The organism is Enterobacter sp. RIT418 (assembly GCF_003057745.1).
Lineage (GTDB): Bacteria > Pseudomonadota > Gammaproteobacteria > Enterobacterales > Enterobacteriaceae > Enterobacter.
The window spans coordinates 303,619-313,310 of record NZ_QBJD02000004.1 but is presented as its reverse complement, the minus strand read 5'-3'; the positions used below and the strand labels follow the sequence as shown (position 1 = coordinate 313,310).

The following is a 9,692-nucleotide window of genomic DNA, read 5'->3' as shown; positions in this document are numbered from 1 at the left end:
TTATATTTTTTTTAGAAATGAAATAAGAAAGCTCATTCCATTCCATAACAAAAATAAGAAAGACATCATCATCATCCCGTAATAAATTTATTTTATATTCTTTAGTCAACAAATATATCATATTTCACCATATAATCTAGGCAGCCCAACAGCCATTAGCTACATGAACTACATGTCCTTCATGAAACTTATACACTCCATTCGGTATAATCAAAGTTTGTGTACCAAATACAGCATTATTTGCTGGTATTGAAATGGGATAAGATCTATGACCGTTATTGTCTATATAATAAAATTCAATTGTCAATGACTCCGGACAAGGGAATGGACAGTATGGGTTATGCATTGCACCATAATTACCTAATGTCGTCAGATGATAATTATTTGCATCGTATTTGGCACTAACAATATAATAAAAATCAATATTCGGATGAGACTTTACATACTGGTGAACTAAATGCTCATATTCATACATTATAGGATGGTTAGTTCCATCGGTTAAAGTAACTAAATTATTTTTATCCCCTCCATCGCCGCCAAGTGCCTTACCAATTAGATGTCCTCTTTGATGGTGCTCAGGGCATGTACCTCGAACAAACCCCGGTGGATAGATATCTCCATTAACTTTTCTTCCGTCGTTCATATTATCTGACTTCAAAATAGCTGAGGCTGTACTCGGTACGGTAGCCGTAATACCATGCACAGTTAGTGTTACGTTTGTATAAGCAGGCATATATTTCCCTCTATAGATTTAACCCATCACTTCCCCAACAACCAGATTCTCAACATCCCTAGCCCCCACACCCTTACATCTCTCTATTACCCTTTCGACCAACCCATCCTCCATATTTAACTTCTCTCCCGTCGCCATTAAATATCTCTGTGCTAATTTCTCCAGCTTCGCCAGCACAATCCCTTTTAATATGTCCTCATCCAAAGCCCGATACGCCACCGTCGTCATCCTTGCTAAAAACGCCGGGCGGAAATGGGTTAACAACTCCTCACGCAATGCCTCATTAAACCGCTCGCTGTTTAATTCAATCGCTGGCGTGTCGAGAATTAACTCCGCCCCCACGTTGCTGGTCGCCAGCATCACCGTATTTTTGAAATCAACAATCAGCCCGGTGCCGTCTTCCATTACGCCTTTGTCGAAGACGTTATAGAACACCTCCAGCACGTCCGGGTGCGCCTTTTCGATTTCGTCGAGCAGTACCACCGAATAAGGGCGACGGCGCACGGCTTCGGTTAACGCCCCACCGCTGCCGTAGCCGACGTAGCCCGGCGGCGCGCCTTTCAGCTGGCTGGCGGTATGCGCTTCCTGGTATTCAGACAGGTTAATGGTGATCAGATTGCGTTCGCCGCCGTACAGGGCATCGGCCAGCGCGTAGGCGGTTTCGGTTTTGCCGACGCCGGTTGGCCCCACCAGCAGGAACACGCCGACCGGTTTTTGCGGATCGGTCAGGCCGCTGCGATAGGCGCGCAGGCGCTGGGCGATAGTTTCCAGCGCCGCCTGCTGCCCCATCACCCGCTCGCTCATGCGTTCCACCAGCGTGCGCAGGGCGTGGGCTTCGTCGGTGAGCATCTGCCCGAGCGGAATGCCCGTCCAGCCGCCGATCACCGCCGCGACGGTCGCCGGGTCCACGCAGTCCGGCACCAGCGGCACCTCCTCACGCAGTTGCGCAGCGGCGGTTTCCAGCTTGCCGATTAGCGCCGCGCACTCCACCAGCTCCTGCTCCAGTTCCTCGTCGTCGTCCAGCCGCTCGCTGAGATCCAGCATCCGCTGGCGGGCGGCCAGCAGTTCGCCGACCCGCTGACGCTCGTCCTGCCAACGCCCTTCCACTTCCCGCGCCTGAAGCTGCAGTTTTTCCGCCTGCGCCTCCAGTTCGCACAGTCGGTCATGATGCTCGACGCCGACCAGCAGCTCGCGATTCAGACGCTCGCTCTCTTCTTCGATCGCCGCCTGCTGCTGACGGATTTCTTCCAGCGCGGGCGGCACATCATGCTGCGCCAGCGACACCCGCGCGCAGGCGGTGTCGAGCACGCTGATGGCTTTGTCCGGCATCTGACGCCCGGAGATATAGCGCTGTGAAAGCCGCACCGCCTCGCGGATCGCGGTATCCAGAATTTGCACGCCGTGATGCGCCTCCAGCTTGTCGGCCACCGCCCTCAGCATGATCACGGCGCTCGCTTCGTCGGGCTCTTCAATCTGGATGCGCTGAAAACGCCGGTCCAGCGCCGGATCCTTCTCAAAATACTTTTTATATTCCTGCCAGGTGGTGGCGGCGACGGTGCGCAGTTCCCCGCGCGCCAGCGCCGGTTTCAGCAGGTTGGCGGCGTCGCTGCCGCCCTCGGCGCCGCCCGCGCCAATCAGCGTGTGGGCTTCGTCGATAAACAGAATGATTGGCTGTGAGGATTTTTTTACCGCATCGATGACGCCCTTCAGCCGCTGCTCAAATTCGCCTTTGACGCCCGCGCCCGCCTGCAGCAGGCCGAGATCGAGCGACAGCAGCGCCACGTCGCGCAGCGGCGGCGGCACGCTGCCTTCGGCGATGCGTCGCGCCAGCCCTTCGGCCACCGCGGTTTTGCCGACGCCGGGCGCGCCCACCAGAATCGGGTTGTTCTGCCTGCGGCGCAGCAGGATGTCGATGCAATGGCGAATTTCCCCGTCGCGCCCGATGATCGGGTCGATACGCCCTTCTCGCGCATCGCGGGTCAAATCGTGGGTGTATTGTTCCAGCACCCCGCCGCTATGCGTCGGCGCATCGCCGGACGCGGCATCGCGCTGTTCTTCAACGGAACTGAGGCACCAGTTCCGCCACTGGCTTTCCAGCGTTTCCGCGGAGAGCCTCAGCAGCGACGGCATTCCCTGCGCCAGCTGCGCGCGCAGCCGCTCGCGGGTGAGCAGCGTCAGCAGCAGCAGCGCCGAACGCACCTGCGCGCTGCTCTGGAAGACGGCCAGCAGGATCGCCCCTTCCAGCAGTTCGACCAGCTGGACGGAAAAAACCGGCATCCGCGTGCAGCCGGTTTTGAACTGCGCCTGCGCCCGGCGGATCTCTTCGCGCAACGCGTCAGCAGGGATTGCCGCGCCGTTCAGGCAGCAGGCAACGTCGCCGCGTTCCTCATCCAGCAGCGCCAGCAGCAGATGCTCGGGCTCCACAAACCAGTGCCCCTGCGCCCTGCTGCGCTCGGCGGCCTGCTCCAGCGCACGCAGGCAGATCGGGTTAAGGCGTTGTACCAGCGCTTTTAAATCCATGTGTTGTTCTCCTGAAGCGACTGTTGGCAGCGAAACGACGCGGGCCTGCGCCCCGTCAGCTGTGCGGTAAAGCCCAGGCGCGGCGGCGCGGCGCGTCTTAAACGATTGTCCAGCGTCAGCGTGCCGCGCATCATCAGCTCAAGCGTGATCCCCGCGCCAAACCAGAGATAACCAAGCCGGGTAAGCTGAACAAACCCAGGCTCGCCGGGCAAAAAGGTGCGCCATCGCGCGGCGTCTCCGGCATGCAGATGCACCCGCAGCGCCGCGTGCTGGTTCCAGACCCGCCGTCCGGCCACGCTATTGCGCCCGAGTCGGCATCCGGTGCGGCTCTGAGACGCCAGCGGTAAAGGCTGCCAGCGTCCGACAAACTCTTCAGGCTCCACGGCAATGCCGAGCACCTCCGCCACCAGCGCGACAAATCCCGCCGTTGAGCGCCTGCGGTTGATAAGCCCCGCGCAATGCATCAGCGCAGCCTCATGCTTTTTCATCGCCTCCACGTCGAAACCGCACAGCGCCCGCATCACCGCTAGCCCCGGCGCGTCCTCGCGGCGGGCGTAGGGCGTCGCCAGTCGATATAAACTCAGGCTGCGGCAGTGATGATGAATAAAACGCTGCTCAAACAGATGGATAAAATCCTGCGGCGCGCGGTTTTTATCCTGCGTCGCCTGCTGCAGCCACTCCAGCCAGCCGTAGGGCAGCACGCCGTCCGCGCCGCCCGGCCCCAGGCTGCGCACCTGAAGAGCGCCCTCCTCCAGCGAGCTTACCTCCGCCGGGCTGAACGCCAGCCCCAAATCGCCCCGCAGCTCGGGCGCTTCGCCCGCCGCTTCGAGGATGCGGACGCACTGCTCCAGCGAGAAGCGCCACGGCTCGCGCCTCAGCTGCGCCATTACGCTATCAGCGCGGTTCGGTCGGCTTCTGTCCATAGCGACAGCTCCTCTCCTTCGTCCTGCAATACCGTATGCACAAAACCGTTCGCGGTGGCGTTGCGCGCCAGAAAGCGGGCGATAATGCCGGCAAACAGCAGGCGGCTGCTGCCGGTAAACGCCTGCGGATCGAGCTCCAGCGTCACCCGGATACCGTTTCGCCAGCCGCGCCAGGCGTCCCGCCCGCGATGTTCACTCACCCGCTGACAGCGCATCCCGCAGATGCCGTTGATGTGCTGCCAGATAGCGGGTGAAGCGGCAGAAGGGGCATACAGCGCCAGCTGCTCCTTCAGCGTCTCCAGCGCCGCTTCCCCTTCCGTCAGCGACAGATGGTTGAGCGCCAGCGTTGAGAGCAGCTTCCAGCGCGCTTCCCGCCGGGAGGCCGGTGCAGAAGGCGCCGTCGGCGTGCCGAGCAGGCAAACCTGCGCCACCGGGCCGGGCTGTTCAAAGGTCAGCGCGGCTCCCGCACAGAGCTGCGCCGCGCTGTCGCCGTTGGTACACCACAGCTTTGCCGTCAGGCTGGTTTCCTCCGCGCGTTCAAACGGATCGAACCGGCTGTCCACCAGCGTAAGCCACAGTTCGTTCCCCTGAAGGCGATTGCGCCTTGCGTGCCAGAACCAGCGGGCATTGCTGTGCCCGCGCGCCGAATAGTACGGCGGGACGCGCCAGGCCTCCTCGCGGCGGCTCATCCACAGCTCCTGCAGACGATAGATCTGCACGCTGCTGTCGTGATGGTCCGCCACCAGCCGATGCTCGCTGCGGGTGTGTTCGGCCAGCAGCGGTTCAGCGGTGCGGGTGAAAAGGTTCACCACCGGCGTGCAGCCCAGGCGGATATCGCCGGGCTGAACGTGCTGCGCGGCCTGCGGCGCCCTGTCGAACGGGATGCAGAGCGTCAGCGTGTCGCCGTCGCCCGTCTCGGGGAGCGGCAGGTCAAAGTACATCAGCGCCTGCGGGCAGTTCATCCACGCGCTCAGCGCCAGCGCGCTGGACTCCACGCCCGGTTCGCTGGGCAAAATCTCTCCGGCATTCATTAGCCCCACCGGCAGCGGGCGGCGCGGGCCCGTCGCGTGGGCGTACAGCAGGTCAAACAGCGCGGCGTTGATTTGCGGGGATCCGCAGAGATGGATCCGCAGGCGGTCTATCGCCAGCGTCGAAAACCGATGCGGCGGCAGGCAGCGCAGCGTGATGCGAAGCGCGCCGCGCGCCTGGGGCAGCCCGCAAAGCTGCCGGGCCTGCGCGGCGTCGCACCAGGCAACATCGTCGATAGCCAGCGGCCACAGGGTGTGGGCAAGCGCCGTGCGCCACCAGAGGGTTTCTCCGCCTGCCTTTAGCGCGTACAGCGGCGTCCCGGCGGGGATCGGATAGCCCTGGCTGAGATCGCCCGCCAGCGGATCGGGGATAAAGCAGGCGGTCGCGCAGGCGGGAAAAGGACGCATGACGTGAGGAGAGAGCTGCTCCAGCAGCGATTCGCACAGCTCGCCAAAGCCGTCGTCAAGGCGCTGATGCAGCCGGGCGCTTTGCAGCGCAAAGCCTTCCAGCAGCCGCTCGACGTGGGGATCGGGGCAATCGAACTCGCTCAGCCGCAGGCGGGCCGCGACGTGCGGATGCCGACGGGCAAACTCGCCGCTGGCGGCGCGCAGCCATTTGAGCTCCTGCAAATAGTCTTCAAGCAAGCGATCGTCCATTGATCTTCTCCTGCGGAGGTTACCGCCAGCTGCCGTGCAGATAGGTCAAGTTCAGCGTCAGCGGCCTGTCGTCGCTGTGCAGCATGACGTCGAGATGCAGCGTCAGCGTCTGATGGTGCGCCTTTCCGGCACGCACCGTGAGCGACTGGATGCGCGGCTCATGGCGCAAAATGGCGGCGCGAAGCTGGCGGCAAAACCAGTCAAGCACCCTTTCATCGCCCCCGTTCAGGCCGTGCCATTCCGGCACGCCCCAGGCGAGCAGCGGCGGTAGCGCGTCGGCATCCGCCGGGGCGCGGGAGTTGAACAGTCGGCTCAGCTCCCGGCGCACCGATTCTCGCGGGGCGATCTCCTCATCCTGTAGCCTGTCAAATAGTGCGACTGGCAATAACATGCTATAGCCTCAGGTTACGATTATTTATTCATCGCCATATCCCAGACGGAAGAAACATTGCCCTCTTTCTGACCCCCCAGTTTCTGAGCGGTGATTTCCCATTTTATTTTGGTGAAGTTCAGCGACATGGTTTCGACCGGTTTACCGCCGGAACCACCGCTAACGCTCAGATGCGAGATAATCACGTTATCCAGGGTGTAAACGATAAATGGCAGCATTTTGGCGTCATCATTACGACATAGCGTCAGCACAGCTGTTTTGACCATCTTTCCGCTGCAGCAGTATTCATTCAGTTTCGGCGTGGCAAGATCGACAAACTTAGTCAGTGACATTTCTCCGACATGCGCCCGTCCGGAGGTGCGTTCAGTGTTGCTGACGTCGTTGGTAACCTGCATCGCCACGTTATGGCTGAAGGACATAATTTCGATTTGGTCTTTAAATCCTTCGACCTGACTTTCGCCTTTAACATCATCGAGCTTTAAAAAAATCGCATCCATGGTTTATTTTCCTTTTTTATCATGCTGTTGCTGGCGGCGGCAGTTCAGCAACCAGGCGGATAGAGGTCGTCAACTCTTCCAGTTGGAAGTGCGGGCGCAGGAACACGACTGCGCGATAAACGCCCGGTTTGCCAGGCACTTCACTCACGTCCACCCGCGCTTCGCGCAGCGGATAACGCGCTTTGATCTCCTGCGGGGCGCTGTCAGTCAGTAATACGTAATCTGCAATCCAGTTGTTGAGATAGCGATCCACGTCATCGCGGCTCATAAAGCTGCCGACCTTGTCGCGCATAATCACCTTCAGGTAGTGCGCAAAGCGCGAGGCGGCAAGGATGTACGGCAACATTGCCGAGATCCGCGCGTTGGCGTTAGCCTCCGGCGTGTTGTAAATCCTGGCCTGATTGGTCGTCTGCCCGCCAAAGAACGCGGCGGTGTTGGTATTCTTCTTGTGGCACAGCGCGATAAACCCGAGATCGTTAAGCTCTTTCTCACGGCGGTCGGTGATGGCGATCTCCGTCGGGCAGCGCAGGCTGATATCGCCGGACGGCGTGGCGAAGGTGTGCGCCGGAAGGCTTTCCACCAGCCCGCCCCCCTCCGCGCCGCGGATCGCCGCACACCAGCCGTACAGGGCAAAGGCTTCGGTAATGCGGTTGGCCAGCACCCAGGCGGCGTTGCCCCACAGGTATTTGCTGGCATCGAGGCCGTCTACGTCCTCGACAAAGTTGACGCCCTCCACCGGCACCGTGTCCGGGCCGTACGGCAGGCGCTGCAGGACGTGCGGCAGCACCAGCGATACATAGCGGGAATCGTCGCTCTCGCGGAACGCCCGCCATTTGATTAGCTCGGTGCTCTCGAAGATCTTCGCCAGATCGCGCGGCACGTTCAGCTCGGCAAACGAGCCCATATCAAACAGGCGCGGGCTGGCAGAGGCGATAAACGGCGCATGGGCCGCCGCCGCAACCTGGGAGATTTTCTCCAGCAGCGCCACGTCCTGCGGATGGCGGCCGAACTCAAAATCCCCCACCAGCACGCTGTACGGGTTGCCGCCAAAGGTGCCGTACTCGTCCTCATACAGCTTTTTAAACAGCGTGCTCTGGTCGAACTCCACCGCTTTTTCCAGATCGTCCTGAAGCTCTTTGCGCGAAACGTTCAGCAGGCGAAGCTTCAGCCGCGTGCTGGTTTCGGTGTTCATGACAAACTGATGCAGGCCGCGCCACGAGGCCTCCAGCTTCTGCATATCGGGATGGTGCAGCACTTCATTAAGCTGATCGCTGATAAGCGCATCGATCTGCGCGATACGGTGGTTAATCATCGCCACGGTGTCGCTCTCTATCGCCATCCCCTCGTCGAGGATCTGCGTCGCCAGCTCTTCCAGCATGTCGCGCGCGTAGGTCTGCTGCAGCTCATCGCGCGCCATTCTTCCTTCCTGGATAATGCGATCCAGCACGCTCAGCGTGACCGTCTGCCCGCCGGTTTCAGCTTGTTCCTGAACATTGTCCATTGCGCTTCTCCTTTCCGTTACGCGTTTTCGGCCGGTTGTTCTTCGGCTGCCGGTCTTAACGTCTGTAGCTCAGCGTTATCGTTGACCACCTGCTGCAACAGCGCGTCCAAATCGTCATTGCCGTCCAGCTTGGTCAGCAGATCGCGCAGGCGCTGCCTGGCCTGCAGCAGGCGCTGAAGCGGCTTCACCTGGTTGATAATATTGAGGGGGGAGAAGTCATCAAATTCGCCAAAGTGCAGCTCAACGTTGAGCTTGCTGCCATCGTTAGCGAGCCGATTTTCAACCTGCATGGCCAGGCGTGGAGAGAGGGACGAGAGCACATCATCAAAATTATCACGATCGATTTCGACAAAACGGCGCTCGCGTAATTTTTCAGGCGGCGATGCGGGCTGCCCGGATAAATCCGCTAAAATTCCCACGACAAGCGGAAGTTCTTTTTTCTCAATCGCACCGCCCGTTTCGACGTCATAGGTTATTTGCACGCGCGGCGGCCTAATACGGTTGAGTTTATGCTGAATGCTCTCTGCCATATTTAATCCTTTTTTAAAGCAATAGTATCCCTGGTGCTAAACCGGCAGCACCATTATTCGGAAACACGATTTTTCTGAATAACTACGGCTAATATAAAGAACACAGCCAAAATTAAATATCAATCTAATTTTTTACTTTTTTCACAAGAAATTATTTATTTGATAAATATCAATCACAAGAATTTAACCGTTGAAATTCAAGGAGATAAAACAAAGACCATCAATAAATAAAATACAAACACGCAAAACATTCATCGCACGAATGCATTTCAATCGATACTTTTATTCCGGAATATGTCTTGAATAATGATTCAAATCAAAAAGCAAACCAGGATCATTAATTACCTTCTTTAGAAAGAGACATTCCCCAAATGGCGCATATACAGTGATTACGTCTGGCTAATATATGTCATATTTCGTATGGCAGGCATAAAAGGATGTTTATGACAATCGGTCAATGTCGGGCAGCCAAAATACTATTTCTGGGTTTCTTAATTTTTCTAAATAACGGCTGTTCGTTCTGGCAAAACCGGGTTGAATTCAAGGCTGTCGTGATTGAAACCGTTCCAGATGCAAATGATAACGCTCCTGTTGCTGTGGATATTGTCGCCGTTTCCGATAGCGCGCTGACCCCCACCGTGCAGGCGCTCACCGCTGCGCAGTGGTTCAACGCCAAATCGCAGCTGCTGCGCGACGCGCCGGACGGGCTCCGCGTCTGGTCGCTGGAGCTGGTGCCGGGCTCCCGCTTCGTTGCCAATGAAAACCCGCTGCTGGGCGCCCAGGCAGAAGCGATCCTGCTGTTTGCCCGCTACCGCAGCGAAGGCGAGCACCGGTTACGCCTGGATAACGACAATGCTTTGCACCTGTTACTGATGACCGATGAGGCCGTCCTCGCGCCCTGAACAAGGAAGA

At 58.5% G+C, this 9,692-nt stretch carries 9 protein-coding genes; 1 reads left to right on the top strand and 8 read right to left on the bottom strand.

Going from position 1 to position 9,692, the window contains the following annotated elements:
* Positions 1 to 136: 136 nt before the first annotated feature.
* Genes DBY73_RS06780 through tssB form a run of 8 tightly spaced genes read right to left on the bottom strand, consistent with a single transcriptional unit; the run spans position 137 to position 8,780 of the window.
* Positions 137 to 733 (bottom strand): DNA/RNA non-specific endonuclease, encoded by a 597-nt coding sequence (locus DBY73_RS06780; protein WP_112010413.1) that lies wholly within the window; start codon positions 731 to 733, stop codon positions 137 to 139.
* 18 nt (positions 734 to 751) lie between these two features.
* Positions 752 to 3,253 (bottom strand): type VI secretion system ATPase TssH, encoded by a 2,502-nt coding sequence (tssH, locus tag DBY73_RS06775; RefSeq protein ID WP_112010412.1) that lies wholly within the window; start codon positions 3,251 to 3,253, stop codon positions 752 to 754.
* Positions 3,244 to 4,176, bottom strand: coding sequence for a type VI secretion system baseplate subunit TssG (tssG, locus tag DBY73_RS06770; protein WP_112010420.1), 933 nt, complete (start codon positions 4,174 to 4,176; stop codon positions 3,244 to 3,246). Before tssG ends, tssH begins: the two co-directional genes overlap by 10 nt.
* Entirely contained in the window at positions 4,140 to 5,861 is a 1,722-nt protein-coding gene (tssF, locus tag DBY73_RS06765; RefSeq protein WP_112010411.1) for a type VI secretion system baseplate subunit TssF, read from the bottom strand. The genes tssG and tssF overlap by 37 nt, the downstream gene beginning before the upstream one ends.
* 19 nt (positions 5,862 to 5,880) lie before the next feature.
* Positions 5,881 to 6,252, bottom strand: coding sequence for a type VI secretion system baseplate subunit TssE (gene tssE / locus DBY73_RS06760; protein ID WP_112010410.1), 372 nt, complete (start codon positions 6,250 to 6,252; stop codon positions 5,881 to 5,883).
* Positions 6,253 to 6,272: 20 nt separating this feature from the next.
* Positions 6,273 to 6,749: an Hcp family type VI secretion system effector gene (locus tag DBY73_RS06755; protein ID WP_112010409.1), complete on the bottom strand. Its 477-nt coding sequence runs from the start codon at positions 6,747 to 6,749 to the stop codon at positions 6,273 to 6,275.
* 19 nt (positions 6,750 to 6,768) lie between these two features.
* Positions 6,769 to 8,250 (bottom strand): type VI secretion system contractile sheath large subunit, encoded by a 1,482-nt coding sequence (tssC, locus tag DBY73_RS06750; RefSeq protein ID WP_112010408.1) that lies wholly within the window; start codon positions 8,248 to 8,250, stop codon positions 6,769 to 6,771.
* Positions 8,251 to 8,267: 17 nt separating this feature from the next.
* Complete coding sequence (gene tssB, locus DBY73_RS06745) at positions 8,268 to 8,780, bottom strand: type VI secretion system contractile sheath small subunit (protein ID WP_112010407.1); 513 nt, start codon at positions 8,778 to 8,780, stop codon at positions 8,268 to 8,270.
* Between the two features lie 551 nt (positions 8,781 to 9,331).
* Between tssB and DBY73_RS06740 the strand changes: the two genes are divergently transcribed.
* Positions 9,332 to 9,682, top strand: a complete 351-nt coding sequence (locus DBY73_RS06740; RefSeq protein ID WP_258458383.1) for a T6SS protein Cts2N — start codon at positions 9,332 to 9,334, stop codon at positions 9,680 to 9,682.
* The last annotated feature ends 10 nt before the right edge of the window (positions 9,683 to 9,692 follow it).

Excerpts from the sequence above, each read along its gene's own strand:
- tssG (WP_112010420.1), bottom strand. The coding sequence starts at position 4,176 with ATGGACAGAAGCCGACCGAACCGCGCTGATAGCGTAATGGCGCAGCTG.
- tssE (WP_112010410.1), bottom strand. The coding sequence starts at position 6,252 with ATGTTATTGCCAGTCGCACTATTTGACAGGCTACAGGATGAGGAGATC.
- DBY73_RS06755 (WP_112010409.1), bottom strand. The coding sequence starts at position 6,749 with ATGGATGCGATTTTTTTAAAGCTCGATGATGTTAAAGGCGAAAGTCAG.
- tssC (WP_112010408.1), bottom strand. The coding sequence starts at position 8,250 with ATGGACAATGTTCAGGAACAAGCTGAAACCGGCGGGCAGACGGTCACG.
- tssF (WP_112010411.1), bottom strand. The coding sequence starts at position 5,861 with ATGGACGATCGCTTGCTTGAAGACTATTTGCAGGAGCTCAAATGGCTG.
- tssB (WP_112010407.1), bottom strand. The coding sequence starts at position 8,780 with ATGGCAGAGAGCATTCAGCATAAACTCAACCGTATTAGGCCGCCGCGC.
- tssH (WP_112010412.1), bottom strand. The coding sequence starts at position 3,253 with ATGGATTTAAAAGCGCTGGTACAACGCCTTAACCCGATCTGCCTGCGT.
- DBY73_RS06780 (WP_112010413.1), bottom strand. The coding sequence starts at position 733 with ATGCCTGCTTATACAAACGTAACACTAACTGTGCATGGTATTACGGCT.